Consider the following 18,925-nt stretch of genomic DNA (forward strand, 5'->3'; position numbering starts at 1 on the left):
GCGTAATCCAATGGAAGCTGCAGCGCTTGGTATTTCCGAATACAGCCGAGAGTAAAATGAAAGGGCGAACTACGAAAGACAAAGGCCCGTCCGTGGCGACGGACGGGCCTGGCTGAACAGATCGGGAGCGGGGTGTCGGTCAGTCGGCGCGTTCGGCGACCTGGGTGCTCGGCGCGTAGATGAAGCCATAGGCCGGATAGACCTTCGTCCCCATCTGGCCGGTCGGCTGATGCCAGAAACGGGTCTGGCTCCAGTCGTTCTTCGGCGACACGTCGATGACCCGGGCCGGCTCGTTCACCCGGCCGCGGGGCGCCCAGTTGGCCTGGTCGACGATGATCTCGCGCGAGCTGACCACCCGGCGCACCACCGCAACATGCCCGCGCCGCATCGCTCCGCTGCGCTTCAGAACGATCACGGAGCCGGCCACCGGCATGCGGCCACGGTTGTAGCGGCCGGCGGCGGCGTCCCACCAGCGCCAGGCGTCGCCGGTGATCTGGAAGCCGGTCAGTTCGCGGGCGAAGGGTACGCAGGACCAGCGGCGATTTTGCGCCTTCAGCGTGGCGACGCGCTGGATCTGCCGCTGCTCGGTGAAGTTGCGGGCCGTGAGCTGGCTGCGCGGGATCGGGGCATCGACTGCTGCTGGAGCCGGGGTTCTGGCCCGGCGGGGCGCCGGAGCGGTGGCCGTCTTCCGCTCTCTGGCAGGTTGTTCGGCGGTCGATGCCGGGCTGGCAGCCGCCTGGTTGTTCGCCACGGCGTTGCGAACGGCACCTTCGACTTGGTCGCTGGGCTGGCCCGCGGCTGCAGCAGCGGCGGCATTCAGCTCGCGCGTCGTGCGCGACGCGGCGTGAGCGGTCTCGCTGAGAAGGGCGACGCTGCAGACGAGCGTCAACAGACTTGCAGTGAGGGTACTGAGTGGGCGCCTGGCCCGATGATGGATTCTGAGGTCATAGTCAGTGTCGCGGGTCATCACTGGCCCGTCCCCCCTGCGCTGTTCAACCGGACTTCACTCGCTCCCTTGGCGCTCCAATCGGATGCAGCGCCCTTCCGTCCGGCTCGTCCGATGACCCCAGTCATCGCCCCCTCACCGGCAAGGACGTCTAGTAACATTCTGAAATATTCCCGCCAAGCAGAAATGACACGTTTTCGCCAGATTCCTGCCTGCTTTGGAGGGTCAGTACAGGAGCCGTCCGCGATCATGTATTTCCGGCAGACGTAAAAAAATTATTCGATTTTTGGGGAGTGCATAGGTCGTTTCGCTTGCCTAATCGTTGGGCCGTCGACACGATGCTGGAAAGTCGAGTGGCTCAATTAATTATGTAGGCTATTTGACAACGGCGAAGCGAAGCGGCTGATAATGCCTTCATTGTCCGACGAATCTGGCCGATGTTCCGGTTTTGAACCTTGCCGCGAAGCGGCGAGCCGCGCGTCCAGCGCATAGCAGACTTCCGGGCACCCTGGCCGCCTTCCGCCGGGCGCGCTACAACCTCCTTTCGAGATCAGGCGGCCGGATACGCCGAGAAGAGGGAGACCGGAACCGATGCAGCTCACCGACTCGAAGCTGTTCCGCCAGCAATGTTACATCGACGGCCATTGGGCGGATGCCGATGACGGGCGGGTGATCGAGGTCACCAACCCGGCGGACGGCACCCGGCTGGGCACCGTGCCGCGCGCCGGCGCCGCCGAGACCCGCCGCGCCATCGCCGCCGCGGACAAGGCCTGGCCGGCCTGGCGCGCCAAGACGGCACAGGAGCGCGCGGCGATCCTGCGGCGCTGGTTCGAGCTGATGATGGCGAATCAGGAGGACCTGGCGAAGCTGATGACGGCGGAGCAGGGCAAGCCGCTGGCCGAGAGCCGCGGCGAGATCGCCTATGCCGCCAGCTTCATCGAATGGTTCGCCGAGGAGGGCAAGCGGATCTATGGCGACACCATCCCGGCGCCGGCCGGCGATCGCCGAATCGTGGTGATCAAGCAGCCGGCCGGGGTCTGCGCCGCGATCACGCCCTGGAATTTCCCGGCCGCGATGATCACCCGCAAGGCGGGCGCGGCGCTGGCCGCCGGCTGCACCATGGTGGTGAAGCCGGCCAGCGAGACGCCCTATTCGGCCTTGGCGCTGGCCGAGCTCGGCGAGCGCGCCGGCCTCCCGGCCGGGGTATTCTCGGTGGTCACTGGCAGCGCCAGCGAGATCGGCGGCGAGATGACGTCGAGCCCGATCGTGCGCAAGGTCACCTTCACCGGCTCGACCGAGATCGGCAAGCTGCTGATCCAGCAATCCGCCTCGACGGTGAAGAAGGTGTCGATGGAGCTGGGCGGCAACGCGCCCTTCATCGTCTTTGACGACGCCGACCTCGATGCCGCGGTGCTGGGGGCGATCGCGTCCAAGTACCGCAACACCGGCCAGACCTGCGTCTGCGCCAACCGCATCCTGGTGCAGGACGGCGTCTACGACGCCTTCGCCGCCAAGCTGGCCGAGGCGGTCGGCAAGCTGAAGGTCGCCGACGGCATGGCCGAGGGGGCGCAGCAGGGGCCGCTGATCAACATGAAGGCGGTCGAGAAGGTGGAGGAGCATATCGCCGATGCCGTGCAGAAGGGCGCGCGGGTGGCGCTGGGCGGCAAGCGCCACGCCCTCGGCGGCACCTTCTTCGAGCCGACCATCCTGACCGACGTGACGCCGGAGATGAAGGTGGCGCGGGAGGAGACCTTCGGCCCGCTGGCGCCGCTGTTCCGGTTCGAGACGGAGGAGGAGGCGATCCGCATGGCCAACGACACCGAATTCGGCCTCGCCTCCTATTTCTACAGCCGCGACATCGGCCGGATCTGGCGGGTCGGTGAGGCGCTGGAGTACGGCATCGTCGGCATCAACGAGGGCATCATCTCGACCGCCGTCGCCCCCTTCGGCGGGGTGAAGGAAAGCGGCCTCGGCCGCGAAGGCTCGCATTACGGCATCGAGGACTATCTCGAGGTCAAGTACCTGTGCATGGGCGGGCTGAACCGGTGACCGGGACCCTGTCGCCGCAGGAGCAGGGCAAGCGCGCCGCCGGCGAGGCCGCGGCGGCGCTGGTCGAGGACGACATGCGGCTCGGCCTCGGCACCGGGTCGACCGTCCGCTGGGTGCTGGAGGCGCTGGGCCGCCGCATCCGGGAGGAGGGGCTGCGTGTCGTCGGCATCCCGACCTCGGAGCAGACGGCCGAGCGGGCGCGCGCGCTCGGCATCCCGCTGACCGACTTCGCCGCGACCGAGGCGCTCGACCTTTGCATCGACGGCGCGGACGAGGTCGAGCGCGGCACGCTGCGCCTGATCAAGGGGCTGGGCGGGGCGCTGCTGCGCGAGAAGATCGTGGCCGAGGCCTCGGCCCGCTTCGTCGCCGTGGCCGACGCCTCCAAGATCGTCGAGACACTCGGCGAAAAGGCGCCGCTGCCGGTCGAGGTGACAGAATTCGGCTGGGAGGCGACGGCCCGGCGCCTGACGGCCCTGGGCGGTGCCCCGGTACTGCGCCGGCGCGACGGCGCCGTGGTGCGCACCGATGGCGGCAATCTGGTCCTGGACTGCGGCGGCTTCGCGCCGATCCGCGATCCCGACGGGCTGCAGCGGGCGCTCAAGTCGATCGCCGGCGTGGTCGAGACCGGGCTGTTCCTCGGCGGCGCGGAGCAGGCGATCATCGGCCAGGCGGATGGGAGCACCAAGGTATTGCGGCCCGGAACCTGAGATCCGAACCGAGGCGGACATCGCGCTCCGCCTCGGCTATGGTCCGGCGCATCATCGGACTCAGGAGATTCGCATGAGCACCCAGGCGAGCTATGCCACCTGGCACGCCGATCCTGCGCGCGAAGCCGCCATGGCGGACGGCCATCGGCCCTATTGGGAGCACTTCATCCGTCTGGTGCCGGAGACCGACCTGGCCGGCAAGGACGTGCTCGACTTCGGTTGCAACCGCGGCGGCTTCCTGCGGCTTCTGCATGCGCGTCGCCCGTTCCGATGGGGGCTCGGCGTCGACATCGCCACCGACTCGATCGCCGCGGCCGAGGCCGCCAAGGGCGACCTTCCGGTCGAGCATCGCGTGGCGACCGACCTGTCGCCCTGGGCCGGCCGCTTCGACATCGCCTTCAGCTACGAGGTGATCTACCTGCTGCCCGACATCGCCGGCCATGCGGCGCAGATCTTCCAGGTGCTGCGCCCCGGCGGCGTCTACTACGCGGTCACCGGCTGCCACACCGACAGCCCGCTATGGCCGCGCTGGCGCAGCCTGATCGGCGGCACCACCAACGCGCCGGTGCAGGACCGGTCGCCCGACGACTATGCCGAGGCCTTCGCCGCCGCCGGCTTTTCGGTCTCGGTCAAGAAGTTCGGCTATGACGGCTTCGTCCCGGCCGGCAAGGACCGGCGCTACTATCCCAAGCTGATCGACGCCGTGACCTACGGGGCGGAGCACAAGCTGCTGTTCCGCATGGACCGACCTTAGCCGGTCTTGCGTCGGCGGCATTCGCGGTGCAAATGCCCATATGAGCCTTTTGACGCGCCGTTGCGGCGCATCGCCCCTGCCCGTAGCCGTGGGACCGATCATGGCCAGCATGGACTTCGACTATTTCGTCATCGGCGGCGGCTCGGGCGGCGTGCGCTCGGCCCGCATCGCAGCGCAGCACGGCGCCCGTGTCGGCATCGCCGAGGAGCGCTACTGGGGCGGCACCTGCGTCAATGTCGGCTGCGTGCCGAAGAAGCTCTTGGCCATGGCCGCGCATTTCTCCGCCGATTTCGAGGACGCCGCCGGCTTCGGCTGGACCGTGCCGGCCGCGACCCATGACTGGGCCACGCTGATCGCCCGCAAGGACGCCGAGATCGGGCGGCTGAACGGCATCTACCGCAACCTGCTGACCAACGCCGGCGCCACCATGTTCGACGCCCGAGCGGTGCTGGTCGACCCGCACACGGTCGAGGTCGGCGGCAAGCGCATCACCGCCGACCGCATCCTGGTCGCGACCGGCGGCTGGCCGGTGCTGCCGGACCGGCCCGGCGTCCGCGAGCATGCTTTCACCTCGAACGAGGCGTTCCATCTGGAGCGGATGCCGCAGCGTGTGGTGATCGTCGGCGGCGGCTACATCGCGGTGGAGTTCGCCGGCATCTTCCACGGCCTCGGCGCCGAGGTGACGCTGGTGCATCGCCGCGACATGGTGCTGCGCGGCTTCGATGACGACCTGCGCGTCCACTTGGCCGCCGAGATGGGCAAGGCCGGGGTCAATCTGCGCCTCGGCTGCGAGGTCGAGGGCATCGCGAAGGTCGGCGACGCCCTGGCGGTGACGCTGAGCAACGGCGAGGTGATCGCCGCCGACGGGGTGATGTACGCCACCGGCCGCAAGCCGAACACGACGGGGCTGGGGCTGGAGACGGTTGGCATCGCGCTCGACGCCGACGGCGCCATCGTCGTCGACGAGCACTACCGTACCAGCGTGCCGAACATCTATGCGCTGGGCGACGTCACCGACCGGCTGAACCTGACGCCGGTGGCGATCGCCGAAGGGCACGCTTTGGCCGACACGCTGTTCGGCAACCGGCCGCGGGTGCCGTCCTACGAGAATGTGCCGACCGCGGTGTTCTCGAACCCGCCGATCGGCACGGTCGGGCTGACCGAGGCGGTGGCGCGGCAGCGCCATGGCGAGGTCGACATCTATCGCGCCGTGTTCCGGCCAATGCGCCACACCCTGTCGGGCCGCGAGGAGCGCACGCTGATGAAGCTGGTGGTCGACCCGGCCACCGACCGCGTGCTGGGCTGCCACATAGTCGGGCCGGACGCGCCGGAGATCGTCCAGGGCTTGGCGATCGCGCTCGTCTGCGGCGCCACCAAGGCCCAGTTCGACGCCACCATCGGCATCCACCCGACCGCGGCGGAGGAGTTCGTGACCATGCGCAGCAAGATCGAGCGCCCGGCCAGCCCGGGGCTGGCGCAATGATCGACACGCCACAGAACATTTACGACGACCCGGTGTTCTTCGCCGGCTATGCCGCGCTGCGCGAGGCCGAGAGCGGGCTGAACGCCGTGCTGGAGCAGCCGGCGCTGGCGCGGCTGCTGCCGGCCTCGCTGGCGGGTTTGCGCATTCTCGATCTCGGCTGCGGCTTCGGCGACTTCGCCCGCGCTGCTAGGGCGCGCGGGGCGGCCTCGGTGCTGGCGATCGACGTCTCGGCGAAGATGCTGGCGGAAGCACGGCGGCGGACCGAGGACCCAGCCATTCGTTACGAGCAGGCGGCGATCGAGACATTGGAGATGGGGGAGGGGGCGTTCGACCTGGCCGTCTCCTCGCTGGCCTTGCACTACATCGCCGATTATGCGGATGCAGTCCGGCGGATCGCGGTGGCGCTGGCACCCGGCGGCCGTTTCGTTTTCTCGGTCGAGCATCCGATCTGCACAGCGCTGGGCGGCGGCCAGTGGCATCACGATGAGGCCAGCAGGGAACTGCATTGGCCGGTCGATCGCTATGGCGAGGAAGGGCGGCGCGACACGCGCTGGTTCGTCGACGGGGTGGTCAAGCACCACCGCACCGTCGCCAGCTATGTGAATGGCCTGATCGATGCCGGGCTGGCCCTGGCGCGATTGGAGGAGCCCGAGGCCGAGCCGGCGGCGCTGCAGGCCCGGCCGGGGCTCGCGCTGCAGCGGCGCCGGCCTCCCTTCCTGCTGCTGGCAGCGGACAAGCCGGCGTAGCGGACCCGGCCGCACGCGGTTCTTGTCATAAGAGGGCTGCGCTGCGACGCTGGCAAAGCCGGAGGCGCAGGCGTATAGCCTCACATCCGGTCCTGTCCGCCATGGGGAGAGTGCGGGTGGGGGCGCAAGGTGCGGAGTGTACGGCGATGGCGGAACGGTGGACCCCTGACTCCTGGCGCGCGATGCCGGTGAAGCAGATGCCGCAATATCCCGACGCGGCCAAGGTGGCGGCGGCGGAGCAGACCCTGTCGAAGTATCCGCCGCTGGTCTTCGCCGGCGAAGCGCGCTCGCTGAAGGCGGCGCTCGGCCGCGTCGCCGAGGGCAAGGCGTTCCTGCTGCAGGGCGGCGACTGCGCCGAGAGCTTCGTCGAGTTCCATCCGGACAAGATCCGCGACACCTTCCGGGTGCTGCTGCAGATGGCGGTCATCCTGACCTTCGGCGCCGGCATGCCGGTGGTGAAGGTCGGCCGGATGGCCGGGCAGTTCGCCAAGCCGCGCTCCGCCGACATGGAGACGATCGATGGCGTCTCGCTGCCCTCCTACCGCGGCGACATCGTCAACGGCATAGGGTTCGACGAGGCCTCGCGTGTGCCTGACCCGGCCCGCATGGTGCAGGCCTACAACCAGTCGGCCGCCACGCTGAACCTGCTGCGCGCCTTCGCCCAGGGCGGCTACGCCGACCTGCACAAGGTGCACCAGTGGAACCTGGGCTTCGTCACCCGGTCGCCCTGGGGCGAGCGCTACGAGGCCTTCGCCGGCCGGATCGACGAGGCGCTGGAGTTCATGGCCGCCTGCGGCGTCACCGCCGAGACCACGCCGGCGATCCGCGAGACCGACTTCTACACCAGCCACGAAGCGCTGCTGCTGCCCTATGAGCAGGCGCTGACCCGGATCGACAGCACCACCGGCGACTGGTACGACGTCTCGGCCCATCTGCTGTGGATCGGCGACCGCACCCGCCAGGCCGACGGCGCGCATGTCGAGTTCCTGCGCGGGGTGAAGAACCCGCTGGGCCTGAAATGCGGCCCGTCGCTGGACCCCGATGACCTGATCCGGCTGATCGATGCGCTGAACCCGGACAACGAGGCCGGGCGGCTGACCCTGATCGTGCGCATGGGCGCCGACAGGGTGACGGAGAAGCTGCCGCCGCTCTTGCGCCGGGTGCGGGAGGAGGGGCGCGCCGTGGTCTGGGCCTGCGACCCGATGCACGGCAACACCATCACCTCGCCCTCCGGCTACAAGACCCGGCCCTTCGATCGGATCCTGTCCGAGGTGCGCGACTTCTTCGACGTGCACCGGGCCGAGGGCACCCATCCCGGCGGCGTGCATTTCGAGATGACCGGCCAGGACGTCACCGAATGCACCGGCGGCGCCCAGGCGATCACCGACGAGGCGTTGTCGCTTCGCTACCAGACCGCGGTCGACCCGCGGCTGAACGCCAGCCAGTCGCTCGAGCTGGCCTTCCTGATCGCCGAGAAGCTGAAGCAGGAGCGCAGCGCCCAGGATGCTGCCCGTCGTGCCGCGGCTGCGGAATAGCAACCCTTCCAAGGGAACGGCGTCCATGACCCCTTCGGTCGACGATCTGTCGCGCTGGACCGACAAGTACTTCCTGCGGACCAAGGGGATCGTGGAGCGCTTCGGCGACACCCGCGTCACCTATGCCGTGTTCCTGCGCCGGCCGGTGGTCTCGGCCCCGCGCCTGGCGATCGAATGGCTGCGGCAGGTGGCGCAGGAGCGAGGCTTCGTGGTCGAGATCGACCTGCGCTATGCCGAAGGCAAATGGGTCGGGTCGGGCGAGCCGCTGCTCTACATCACCGGGCCGCTGCGCCATCTGGTCGATTGCGAGACGGTGCTGCTGCAGAAGCTGGGGCCGGCCTGTGTCGCCGCCTACAACGCCTACACCATGTGCGCCGAGCTGCCCCGCGCGGCCTTCCTGGCGATGGATGCGCGGCACTGCGCCGGCACCGAGATGGCGGAGCTGATGGCCTACGCCGCCAGCGTTGGCTCGGCCCGGGCCAGGCGTAAGCACGATGCCAAGGGCTTCGTCGGCAACGCCACCGACGCCACCGCGCATTTCTTCGGCCAGACCTCCGGCCTCGGCACCATGCCGCACGCGCTGATCGGTTATGCCGGCTCGACCGTGCGCGCGGCCGAGATGTTCCACGAGGTGTTCCCGGACGAGCCGCTGACCGTGCTGGTCGACTACTTCGCCCGCGAGGTTAGCGACGCGCTCGAGGTCTGCCGCCGCTTCCCGGAGATGGCGTCGGCCGGCCGGCTGTCGGTCCGCATCGACACCGGCGGCGGCCGCTACATGGAAGGGCTGGGGCCCGGTGAATCCTACGCGGTGCTGGAGCGCCACGTGCCCGAGGCGGTGCGCGGCTATCGCAGCGAGGAGGAGTTGCGCCACCTGATCGGCACCGGCGTCTCGGCCGCGGCGATCCACCATCTGCGCGACAAGCTGGACGAGGCCGGCTTCGGCAAGGTGCGGATCGTGGTCTCCAGCGGCTTCAGCCCGGCGAAATGCCGGGTGATGGCGCTGGCGAAGGCGCCGATCGACGTGGTCGGCACCGGCAGCTTCCTGCCGGAGCGCTGGAGCGAGACCTACGCCACCGCCGACATCGTCGACTATGACGGCAAGCCGATGGTCAAGGTCGGCCGCGAATGGCTGCTGCGGCTGCGCCCGGATGGCAGCGCCGGGCCGGGGCCGGACACCATGGCCGGCTCCGGGATCTGACGATCGGGATCAGGGCAGGGACGGCTTCGGCCGGCGTGCCTTTTCATCCTCGTCGTCGTCGCTGTCGTCGACCGCTCCACGCTCGATGTCGCGTTCGACCGAGGCGCTGAGCCGCTGGAACAGGCCGAGGCCCAGCATCATGCCGGTGCCGGCCACGATCAGCGCGGTCGGGTACAGCAGCAGATTCGCGTCGTTGCGCGCCACCTTGAAGATCACGACCAGGGCTTCGAGGAAAACGGCGATGACCATGGTCGACATGAACTTGGTCAGGCTCTTGCGGACCTCCGAGGTGCGGCGCCGCTCCTGGCCCCGCGCGACCTCCTCCTCCAGCAGGTACTTGGCGACGTCGAAGATCGCGGTGGCGATGATCAGATAGCCGATGACGTCCAGCATCGCCGTGTCCGTCGCGGCATCCGGCGTCCGGAAGGTGGTGATCACCGAATAAATCGCATAGGCGATCAGGCCGGCCGCCAAAAGCATCAGAATGACGCTGATGAGAAAGAAGGCCACGCGGGAAACCAGTTCCATGAATGCCTCCCGAAGGCGGGGCGGCCGGATGTGTGCCGAGCCGCAGCGTGCTAGCTTCGGGCTGCGCTGTTGCCGGAGCCCGCTCGATACGTGAACCACAGCTTGGCCACTCCGTTCCCTTTGTCGCCGATCGCCATGCCGCAAGTCCTGTGCCGGCCGATCCCGTGGCGTGACCCGGTCGAGGCCTTCGCTGCCATCCGCCATCGGCCCCGGCCGGTGCTGCTCGATTCCGCCCTGGTCGACGGCACTCGCGGGCGCTGGTCGCTGGTCGCGGCCGACCCGTTCCGGTGGTTTGAGGTCGACGCGGCGGATGCTCCGGCCGATCCCTTCGGCGCGATGTCTGCACTGCTGGCCCGCTATCGCATCGCTTCCGATCCGGAGCGGCCGTCGCTCGGGCCCGGCGCGATCGGCGTCCTCGGCTACGAAGCGGGGCGCTTCGCCGACCGCATGCCGGCGCCGCAGCCCGCCGGGCTCGACCTGCCGGACATCGCCTTCGGCCTCTATGACTGCGTCGCCGTCTTCGACGCGGTGGAGCGACGGGCCTGGGTGCTGTCGGCCGGCTGGCCGGAGGAGGAGCCAGCAGCGCGCTGCCGGCGGGCGGAGGCGCGGGTCGACGATCTCGCCGCCGTGGTCGCCGGCGCCCCGCCGCTGCCGCCGCCCGACAACACGCTGCGGGGCGTCTGGCGGTCGGAGATGCCGGCGGACGGGTATCGCGACGGCGTCCGGCGGATCCGCGACTGGATCGCCGCCGGCGACATCTACCAAGCCAACCTAACTCAGCGCTTCCTGGCCGACCTGCCGGACGGGCTCGATCCCTTCACGCTGCATCGCCGCCTGCGCGCCCTGTCGCCAGCGCCCTTCGCCGCCTTCCTCGATCTCGGGGAAGGGCGGTGGATCGCCAGCGCCTCGCCGGAGCGGTTCCTGTCGGTCGATGCGGCGGGCCGGGTCGAGACCCGGCCGATCAAGGGCACCCGCCCGCGCGGCGTCGACCCGGCGGCAGATGCGGCGCTGGCGGCGGAGCTGCAGGCCAGCGTCAAGGACCGGGCCGAGAACCTGATGATCGTCGACCTGCTGCGCAACGACCTGTCGAAGGTCTGCGCCGTCGGCAGCGTGCGGGTGCCGGTGCTGTGCGGGCTCGAGACCTTCCCCCGGGTACATCATCTGGTATCGGTGGTCGAGGGGCGGCTGGCGAAGGGCCGAAGCGCGGTCGACCTGCTGCGCGCCTGCTTCCCCGGCGGCTCGATCACCGGCGCGCCGAAGATCCGGGCGATGGAGATCATCCGCGAGCTCGAGCCCGCGCGGCGCGGGCTCTATTGCGGCTCGATCGTCCATCTCGGCTTCGACGGATCGATGGACTCCAGCATCGTCATCCGCACGCTGTGCGGGGCGCAGGGGCAGGTCGCGGCCCAGGCCGGCGGCGGCATCGTCCACGATTCCGATCCGGATGCCGAATATGACGAGGCCATGGTGAAGGTCCGGCCGCTGCTGCAGGCCCTGGCGGGGCCGGGGGCGGTCTGATGCCCTGGCTGAACGGAGAGCTGCTGGCACCGGGGGCGGCGCGGATCGACCCGGCCGACCGCGGCTTCACCCTCGGCGACGGGCTGTTCGAGACCATCCGGGCGCGGGACGGCACCGCGGTCTGGCTGGACCGGCATCTGGCGCGTCTCGCCGCGGGCAGCGCCGTGCTGGGCATCCCGCCACGCTTCGACGACTCCGCCCTGACCGAAGCCTGCGCCGCGGTGATCGCGGCCGAGCGGATCGAGAGCGGCGTGCTGCGCCTGACGGTCAGCCGCGGGCCGGGGCCGCGCGGCCTCCCGCCCCCGGCCGCCCCGTCGCCGACCGTGCTGGTCGCCGGCCATGCCGGGCTGCCGCCGCAGACGCCGGTGGCGCTGGTCGTCGCCCGCGGCACCTGCCGCAACCAGGCCTCGCCGCTCAGCCGCATCAAGTCGCTGAACTATCTCGACGCCGTGCTGGCCCGGCGCGAGGCGGCCGGGCAGGGCGCGGACGACGCGGTGATGCTGAACACCGCCGGCCGAGTGGCCGAGACCACCATCGCCAACCTCTTCGCCCGGATCGACGGCGCCTGGGCGACACCGCCGGTAGAGGAGGGGGCACTGCCCGGCATCATGCGGGCCGAGGCGCTGGCGCGGCTGGGGGCGGCGGAGCGGCCGCTATCGGTCGAGGATCTGCGGCGGGCGGAGGCGCTGCTGCTGACCAACGCGCTGTCGATCCGCGCTGTCGCCCGGCTGGAGGGGGTGCGCCTGCCGGCCGGCGAAGAGACCGCCGCCGGGCTGCGTCGGGAGCTCGGACTGCCGGGCTGATCCCCGCTACAGCCGCGGATGATCTGCGAAGAAGCGCCAGATCCGCGGCGTGGCGGCGAAGCCGGGGGTGTCGGTGCCGTCCGGCCAGGCATGGATGCCGCCTTCGACCACGTCGAACCGCACCGCGGTTCCCGTCTTGCAGTCCGGATAGTCCTCCGCCTTGATACCCGGCACCGAGTCCCGCGGCACCGGCTGCGGCCGACAGCCGTCGAAGGCGGCCCAGAAGGCGACCGACTCCCGCACCGGCGGGAATTTGGCGCGGGCGTAGCTTTCCCGCTCCGCCGTGCCGTCGAACGGGACCGCCTCGTCATGGGTGCCATGGATGTGGATCACGGAGACGGGCTGGCTCGGGGTGCAGGACGGCACCAGGATCGCGCCCGAAACCACGGCGACACCAGCGAAGATGTCGCCGGCTTCGCAGGCCAGGCGATAGGCCATCATGCCCCCGGCGGAGAAGCCGGCGGCATAGATGCGATGAGGGTCGATCGCGCGCTCCCGCCCGATCTCCGAGACCAGGGCGCGCACGAAGCCGATGTCGTCGGCGTCCTGCCGCATCGCCGCGCCGCAGCAATCGCCGGCGTTCCAGCTGAACTGGCCGGCGGTCTCGGCGGTCGGCTTCGGGCGGCCGGTGCCGTTCGGATAGGCGACGATGAAGCCCTCCACATCGGCCTCGGTGCTGAAGCCGGTCAGTTCGATGGCGCTGGCGGCATTGGCGCCGCCGCCATGCAGCACTACGACCAGCGGCAGCGGTTCGCCTCCGGCCACGGCGGGCGGCAGGTGCAGAACATAGCTTCGGGCCATGCCGTCGATGGCCAGCGTCGCCTCGATATCCGTGCCGGCCGCCCGGCCCGAGGCTGTCGATGGCGGAAGCGCGAGGGCCGCGATCGCCGGGAAGATCAGCGCCAATACAAGCCGTCGTGCCATGTCTGTCGTCTCGCTCGGATCCGCCGGCACGATAGCGCGGGCGGCGCGGCTCTCCGCCCGCGATGAAGGGTCGCGGGCGGAGAGGGGCCGGGCCGTCCCTATCCGCTGGTCCTGCCGCGGCGCGCGCCGGTGTCCCGCGCCAACTGCTCGATCAGCCCGACGAGCTCGCGATGGGCCGGGGTCGCGGGATCTCGCAAGGTAGAGGTCGGCTGGTCCTCGGTCAGATGGCTCAGCCGTACCAGGGCGCGGATGCGCTGCCGCCGCGTCTGCTTGAGATCGGATGAGCGGTACCGGAACAGGATCCGGGCCAGCTCGCCGTCACCGAACAGGTCGTTCAACTCGGCGGCCGTCGTGTAGATCAGGAACAGCACCAGGATCCAGATCTGGATGAAGAGGAAGCGGTGCCAGGAGAACTGCTCCGCCAGGGCGGCGCCGAAGCCGCCGAGCTGGCCGGTGTCGACGACGTGGTGGATGAAGGCCTCGATCAGCCGGGCGATGAAGACGAAGGCCCAGTAGACGACGGTCTTGAACAGGATCGGCTGGATCAGCGGCGCGCTGTCGAAGCGCCGCAGGAACGGCATCATGTCGGCGACCAGCACCGACTTGCCGACCACCAGCGCCGCCGTGGTCGCGACCAGGAAGTTGATCGACCGGGCAAGGTATTCGGACAGCATCAGGTTTTGGGTGAACACGATGAGATTGAAGCCGACCAGGAAGAACAGGGTCGGCGGCAGGATATGGCGGAATTCCTGGCCGAGATGGCGGAGGACACGGTGCAGACGGCTGTCCTGCGCCGCCAGGGAGGTGCTGGCCATCGGCCGTCTCCAACGATTGGGATCGTCCCGGAATCCTGGCGCCGAAGCGGGCGCGGCAAAGCAGAATCCGCCGCGCCCCCCGATGCTCAGGCGGCGAGGGCAGGGGCCTGCGAAGGCGGCTGCGCCTCGGCCGCCAGCCGGGCGATCGCGGCGGCCAGGGGCAGGAACTCCCGCCGGCCGTCGCGGAAGCGCAGCGCCACGGTCCCGTCCCGCGCCTCGCGCGCGCCGATCGCGGCCAGCACCGGCACCCCGTTCTCATGCGCGTCGACGATCTTGCGCGACAGCCGCTCCGGCCGGGCGTCGAGGGCGACGCGCAGCCCCGCCGCCTCGAACGCCTCGGCCACCCGGCAGGCCGGGACCACGTCGTCGGGGCCGATCGAGGCCACCACCAGCTGCTCCGGCGCCAGCCACAGCGGCAGCCGGCCTTCGTGGTGCTCGAGCAGGATGCCGATGAAGCGCTCCAGGCTGCCCAGCACCGCATGGTGCAGCATCACCGGCAGCTGGTGGCTGCCGTGCTCGTCGACATAGGCGGCGCCGAGCCGATCCGGCATCACCAGATCGAGCTGGATGACGCCGCACTGCCAGCGCCGGCCGCTTCTGTCGCGCAGGTGGAACTCCAGCTTCGGGCCGTAGAAGGCGCCCTCGCCGGGCAGGGTCTCGAAGTCGATCCCAGCCTGCCGCGCCGCGTCCGCCAGCGCCGCCTCGGCCCGGTCCCAGACCTCGTCCGATCCGGCCCGCTGCGCCGGCCGTGTGGCGAAGGCGACGTCGAAGCGGTCGAAGCCGAAATCGGCGTAGATCCGGCGCAGCAGGCCGCAGAACCGCGCCACCTCCGCCTCGACCTGATGCTCCAGGCAGAACACGTGGGCGTCGTCCTGGACGAAGCCGCGGGCCCGCATCAGCCCCTGCAGCGCGCCGGACGGTTCGTTGCGGTGCACGGCGCCGAACTCGAAATAGCGGATCGGCAGTTCGCGATAGGACCGCACGCGCTTGTTGAAGATCTGGATGTGCCCGGGGCAGCTCATCGGCTTCAGCGCCATGATCCGGCCTTCGTCGGCCACCGCGAACATCTGGGCGCCGAATTTCTGCCAATGGCCGCTGCGGTTCCACAGGCCGCGGGCCAGCAGCTGCGGTGTCCGCACCTCGCGATAGCCGGCCCGGGCCATGCGCCTTCGGACGTGGTCTTCGACCACGCGGTAAAGCGCCCAGCCGCGCGGGTGCCAGAAGACCATGCCGGGGCCGTCCTCCTGCTGGTGGAACAGGTCCAGGCGGTTGCCGAGGCTGTGGTGATCGATGTCGTCCATGGAAGTCTCCGTTGCGTTGGGCCGGCGCAGGGAGACCCCAGAAAGACCAAGGGCCCCGTCCGTTGCCGGCGGGGCCCTTTGGGGATCAGAGGCGCTGTCCGATCAGCGCGCACGACCTCCGCACGACCCGCCTGTGGCGGTGGTCGTTTTGGTGGTCGCGGTGATGATCGAACGGTTCGCGCTCATGGCTCCAGTAGAGCCATGGCCGGCGGGCGGCGTCAATCGGCGTGCAACACGAGGGAGGGCTGCCGTGTTGATGCGACGGGACTTGCCGCCGGACCGTTTTCTGACTATATTTGTCTCAAACGAGATAAGAAGTCTCAATCAAGATGTGAGGAAGGAGCGGTTCGATGATGGCGCGGGAGGCGGCGGTGGCGCCGCGCGACGCCGAAGGGCGGCTGGCCAAGGCCGGCCTGAGCGCGTTCTTCAACATCGCCGAGGCCTGGGGGCTGAAGGACGAGGAGAAGCGCGTGCTGCTGGGCCGCCCGTCCAAGGCCACCTTCTACCGCTGGAAGGCCGGCGCGACCGGCCATCCCTCGGCCGATACGATGGAGCGGGTCTCCTACATCCTCGGCATCTACCGGGCGCTGCAGATCCTGTTCAAGGATGCCAAGCTGGCCGATGACTGGGTGCGGCGGCCGAACGCGGCCTCGCCCTTCGGCGGGCGTTCGGCCCTCGACCGCATGCTGTCGGGCAATGTCGCCGACCTGTTCGTGGTCCGCCGCTACCTGGACGCGGAGCGCGGCGGTTGGGGCTGACCATTCCGGTCCACCGGGTGGAATGGCCCGAATGCTGGCGCATCATCCCGAGCCGCTATCCCCCGATCGACCTGTTCGAGCGGGTCGCGCCGCCCGCGGATTGGGAGCTGCTGATCGAGCTCGAATCCCGCACCAACGACCGGCTGCGCGATCAGGTCGGGCAGATCTCGCTGGTGCCGCTGGAGGAGCGGATGAGTGGTCCGGGCACCAGCTTCATCATGGCGCCCTTCACCCATCTGCATCCGGACGGCAGCCGCTTCACCGACGGCACCTATGGCGCCTATTACGGCGCCGCGGCGCTGGAGACGGCGGTGGCGGAGACCAGCTATCACCGCGCCCGCTTCTTCGCGGCGACGGCGACCCCGGCGACCACGATCGACATGCGCGTCCTGATCAACAGCCTGTCGGGCGACCTGCACGACATCCGCGGCCTGGGCGCCGAACTGACTGGGGTATACGACCCGGCCGGCTATTCCGCCGGCCAGGCGCTGGGGCGGCGGCTGCACGGCGAGAACTCCTACGGCATCGCCTATGACAGCGTCCGCCACGCCGGCGGGCATTGCGCCGCCGTGTTCCGGCCACGCAGCGTGCTGACCCCGGTGCTGCAGGAGAGGCACCTGTCCTACCACTGGGACGGCACTAAGATCGCGGCGGTGCACGAGATCCGGACCCTGCAGGCCTAGGTCCGTCACCCGCCGCATGGCCGCCCTCCGCTTGGCGGGGCTGGGAATATGGCCGCCGTCCACCGATATTGTGGCCCAGTCTTCACGAGGTCGGTCGCGGCGCGGCCGTCGGGGTATTCGATGCAGGCACCTAACCCGCCGCGGGTCGAGATCCGCACCACCGTCACCATCCCGATCCTGGACGGGGCGGCGAAGGGAGTGTTCCACACCTTCAGCGGCTTCGCCGACGGCGGCGAGCATTTCGCCATCGCGCTCGGCCCCGAGGAGCGCGATCTGCCTCTGGTGCGCGTCCACTCCGAATGCCTGACCGGCGACGTCTTCGGCTCGCAGCGCTGCGATTGCGGCCCGCAGTTGAACGACGCCCTGCATCGCATTGGAAAAGAAGGCGGTTTCGTCCTCTACCTCCGGCAGGAGGGGCGCGGCATCGGCCTCTACGCCAAGCTCGACGCCTATGTGCTGCAGGACCAGGGGCTCGACACCTACGAGGCGAATGAGCGGCTGAACTTCCCGCACGATATGCGCGACTTTACCCCGGCGGCGCAGATGCTGCTGGCGCTCGGGGTCAAGCGGATCCGGCTCCTGACCAACAACCCCGACAAGGCGAAGCAGCTCGAGGCCGCCGGGATCGAGATCGCCGAGATCGTGCCGACCGGCGTTTTCGTCACCGAGCACAATATCCAGTACCTCGAAGCCAAGGTCAGGAAGCACTCACATCGCATTGATCTGCCGGAGAAATCAGGCCGGGCCGAGGTGCTGCCTTTAACCGTCGGCGCCGCCGCCGCGCTGCGGCGCCTGGGCAAGCCTTGACCCTGCCGGCCGCGCCTGCCCTGCAGCCGGGCTTCGGTTTCGGCGGCGTCCTCCGCGACACGCTGCCGGAGCCGCTGCGCGACGCCGCGCCCCTCCCCCGGGTGGCGGGCGAGGACGAAGCCTGGATGCTGGAGACGCTGCGGATCGCGATGACCCATAACGGGCTGTCGGACCCGAATCCGGTGGTCGGCTGCATCATCGTCCGCGACGGCCGTGTCATCTCGCGCGGCGCCACCGAGCGGATCGGCGAGCGCCATGCCGAACGCGTGGCGGTCGAGGCAGTGGCCGACCGCTCGGCGTTCCGCGGCGCTACCGCCTATGTCACGCTCGAACCCTGCAGCCATCACGGCCGCCAGCCGCCTTGCGCCGACCTCCTGGCCTCGCTCGGCCTGGCGCGCTGCGTGGTGGCGCTGCGCGACCCGTTCCCGCTGGTCGACGGCGTCGGCCTGGCCCGGTTGCAGGCAGCCGGCGTCGCTGTCAGCGTCGGGACCCTGGCGGCGGAGGCCGCGGCCTGGCACGCCCCCTTCCTGCTGCGGCAGCGGCTGGGCCGGCCGCTGGTGGCGGCGAAATGGGCGCAGACGCTGGACGGCCAGCTCGCCTATGACGACGGCGCCGAGCGCTGGCTGACCGGCAAGGCGGCGCGCGCCCACACCCATTGGCTGCGGCAGAAATACGACGCGATCCTGGTCGGCGCTGGCACCGTTCTGGCCGACGACCCGGCCCTGACCGTACGCGACGCCGCCGGCGACCGGCACCGCCATCCGCTGCGCCTGGTCTACGATCCGAACGGCCGGGCGCTGGCCGCATTGCCCGAACGGCGGGAGCGCTGGAAGGCCGGCCTGCTTTCCGCCGATGCGCCGACAGTGTTCCTGCTGGGCGCCTCCGCGGCCCGGCAGGCGGCGGCGCTGGAGGCGCTGCTGCCGCCCTCGGCCACAATGCTGCCGCTGCCGGAGGGGCCGCCGGTCGATGCCCTGTTCGACGCCATGGCCGGCCCGGCCATAGTGGCGCGGCTCGGCCGACCGGTCGGCGCGGTCATGGTCGAAGGGGGACCGCGCCTGCTCGGCCTGCTGCTCGAAGCGGGGCGGGTCGATCTGGCCCATGTCTTCATCGCGCCGGCGATCGGCGGCGGCGAGCGCAACCGCATCGCCTTCCCGGGCAGCGCCACCCCTGATCACACCCGTGGCACCCGGGACTGGCGGCCGATCGCGACCGCGCCCCTCGGCCCCGATCTTCTGATAGAATACGTGTCCCCGGCCGTGGCGGCGCATCTGGCGCGGCTTGTCGACGCCAGCGTCATCGAGTCGCCACTTCGCCATGGCTAAACGGCCGCGCCCATTGTACCGTGCGCGCCCTGCGGTCCGGCGCGCCGG

18 protein-coding genes are annotated in these 18,925 nt (G+C 70.1%); 13 read left to right on the plus strand and 5 right to left on the minus strand.

Annotation, left to right across the window (positions count from 1 at the left end; genetic code table 11):
• Nucleotides 1-139: 139 nt before the first annotated feature.
• On the minus strand, nucleotides 140-967 hold the full coding sequence (locus KXR53_RS22360; protein ID WP_437377483.1) for a CHAP domain-containing protein: 828 nt from the start codon (nucleotides 965-967) through the stop codon (nucleotides 140-142).
• Nucleotides 968-1,537: 570 nt separating this feature from the next.
• Here KXR53_RS22360 and gabD point away from each other — a divergent pair.
• From gabD to KXR53_RS22395, 7 genes are all read left to right on the plus strand, one after another.
• A complete protein-coding gene (gene gabD / locus KXR53_RS22365; RefSeq protein WP_437377484.1) occupies nucleotides 1,538-2,995 on the plus strand; it encodes an NADP-dependent succinate-semialdehyde dehydrogenase in 1,458 nt (485 codons plus the stop codon).
• The gene (rpiA, locus tag KXR53_RS22370; RefSeq protein ID WP_437377485.1) at nucleotides 2,992-3,702 is read left to right on the plus strand and encodes a ribose 5-phosphate isomerase A; all 711 of its coding nucleotides are present in this window, start codon (nucleotides 2,992-2,994) and stop codon (nucleotides 3,700-3,702) included. Before gabD ends, rpiA begins: the two co-directional genes overlap by 4 nt.
• A gap of 73 nt (nucleotides 3,703-3,775) precedes the next feature.
• Nucleotides 3,776-4,456 (plus strand): class I SAM-dependent methyltransferase, encoded by a 681-nt coding sequence (locus KXR53_RS22375; RefSeq protein ID WP_437377486.1) that lies wholly within the window; start codon nucleotides 3,776-3,778, stop codon nucleotides 4,454-4,456.
• A 100-nt stretch (nucleotides 4,457-4,556) separates the two neighbouring features.
• The gene (gene gor, locus KXR53_RS22380; RefSeq protein WP_437377487.1) at nucleotides 4,557-5,939 is read left to right on the plus strand and encodes a glutathione-disulfide reductase; all 1,383 of its coding nucleotides are present in this window, start codon (nucleotides 4,557-4,559) and stop codon (nucleotides 5,937-5,939) included.
• A complete protein-coding gene (locus KXR53_RS22385) occupies nucleotides 5,936-6,685 on the plus strand; it encodes a class I SAM-dependent methyltransferase (RefSeq protein WP_437377488.1) in 750 nt (249 codons plus the stop codon). The genes gor and KXR53_RS22385 overlap by 4 nt, the downstream gene beginning before the upstream one ends.
• A gap of 146 nt (nucleotides 6,686-6,831) precedes the next feature.
• Nucleotides 6,832-8,220, plus strand: coding sequence for a class II 3-deoxy-7-phosphoheptulonate synthase (locus tag KXR53_RS22390; RefSeq protein ID WP_437377489.1), 1,389 nt, complete (start codon nucleotides 6,832-6,834; stop codon nucleotides 8,218-8,220).
• Between the two features lie 25 nt (nucleotides 8,221-8,245).
• Entirely contained in the window at nucleotides 8,246-9,418 is a 1,173-nt protein-coding gene (locus tag KXR53_RS22395) for a nicotinate phosphoribosyltransferase (protein WP_437377490.1), read from the plus strand.
• A gap of 9 nt (nucleotides 9,419-9,427) precedes the next feature.
• On the opposite strand, the gene KXR53_RS22400 is transcribed toward KXR53_RS22395, so the two are convergent.
• Nucleotides 9,428-9,946, minus strand: a complete 519-nt coding sequence (locus tag KXR53_RS22400; protein WP_437377491.1) for a hypothetical protein — start codon at nucleotides 9,944-9,946, stop codon at nucleotides 9,428-9,430.
• A 135-nt stretch (nucleotides 9,947-10,081) separates the two neighbouring features.
• Between KXR53_RS22400 and pabB the strand changes: the two genes are divergently transcribed.
• Nucleotides 10,082-11,464, plus strand: coding sequence for an aminodeoxychorismate synthase component I (pabB, locus tag KXR53_RS22405; protein WP_437377492.1), 1,383 nt, complete (start codon nucleotides 10,082-10,084; stop codon nucleotides 11,462-11,464).
• Nucleotides 11,464-12,267 (plus strand): aminotransferase class IV, encoded by an 804-nt coding sequence (locus KXR53_RS22410; RefSeq protein WP_437377493.1) that lies wholly within the window; start codon nucleotides 11,464-11,466, stop codon nucleotides 12,265-12,267. Before pabB ends, KXR53_RS22410 begins: the two co-directional genes overlap by 1 nt.
• A gap of 6 nt (nucleotides 12,268-12,273) precedes the next feature.
• On the opposite strand, the gene KXR53_RS22415 is transcribed toward KXR53_RS22410, so the two are convergent.
• The 3 genes from KXR53_RS22415 to thrS form a co-directional block, all read right to left on the minus strand.
• On the minus strand, nucleotides 12,274-13,191 hold the full coding sequence (locus tag KXR53_RS22415; protein WP_437377494.1) for an extracellular catalytic domain type 1 short-chain-length polyhydroxyalkanoate depolymerase: 918 nt from the start codon (nucleotides 13,189-13,191) through the stop codon (nucleotides 12,274-12,276).
• Between the two features lie 98 nt (nucleotides 13,192-13,289).
• On the minus strand, nucleotides 13,290-14,006 hold the full coding sequence (locus KXR53_RS22420; protein WP_437377495.1) for a hypothetical protein: 717 nt from the start codon (nucleotides 14,004-14,006) through the stop codon (nucleotides 13,290-13,292).
• 86 nt (nucleotides 14,007-14,092) lie between these two features.
• On the minus strand, nucleotides 14,093-15,307 hold the full coding sequence (thrS, locus tag KXR53_RS22425) for a threonine--tRNA ligase (protein WP_437377496.1): 1,215 nt from the start codon (nucleotides 15,305-15,307) through the stop codon (nucleotides 14,093-14,095).
• Nucleotides 15,308-15,657: 350 nt separating this feature from the next.
• Here thrS and KXR53_RS22430 point away from each other — a divergent pair, with 350 nt between their 5' ends.
• The 4 genes from KXR53_RS22430 (at nucleotide 15,658) to ribD (ending at nucleotide 18,877) form a co-directional block, all read left to right on the plus strand.
• Nucleotides 15,658-16,065, plus strand: a complete 408-nt coding sequence (locus KXR53_RS22430; RefSeq protein WP_437377497.1) for an MbcA/ParS/Xre antitoxin family protein — start codon at nucleotides 15,658-15,660, stop codon at nucleotides 16,063-16,065.
• Nucleotides 16,056-16,748 carry an RES family NAD+ phosphorylase gene (locus KXR53_RS22435; RefSeq protein WP_437377498.1) on the plus strand — a complete coding sequence of 231 codons (693 nt, stop codon included), beginning with the start codon at nucleotides 16,056-16,058 and terminating at the stop codon, nucleotides 16,746-16,748. Before KXR53_RS22430 ends, KXR53_RS22435 begins: the two co-directional genes overlap by 10 nt.
• 120 nt (nucleotides 16,749-16,868) lie before the next feature.
• The gene (locus tag KXR53_RS22440; protein WP_437377499.1) at nucleotides 16,869-17,555 is read left to right on the plus strand and encodes a GTP cyclohydrolase II; all 687 of its coding nucleotides are present in this window, start codon (nucleotides 16,869-16,871) and stop codon (nucleotides 17,553-17,555) included.
• Nucleotides 17,552-18,877, plus strand: coding sequence for a bifunctional diaminohydroxyphosphoribosylaminopyrimidine deaminase/5-amino-6-(5-phosphoribosylamino)uracil reductase RibD (ribD, locus tag KXR53_RS22445; RefSeq protein WP_437377500.1), 1,326 nt, complete (start codon nucleotides 17,552-17,554; stop codon nucleotides 18,875-18,877). Before KXR53_RS22440 ends, ribD begins: the two co-directional genes overlap by 4 nt.
• Nucleotides 18,878-18,925 lie beyond the last annotated feature (48 nt).

Origin of the sequence: Inquilinus limosus (assembly GCF_051487185.1) — a bacterium.
GTDB lineage: Bacteria > Pseudomonadota > Alphaproteobacteria > DSM-16000 > Inquilinaceae > Inquilinus > Inquilinus limosus_F.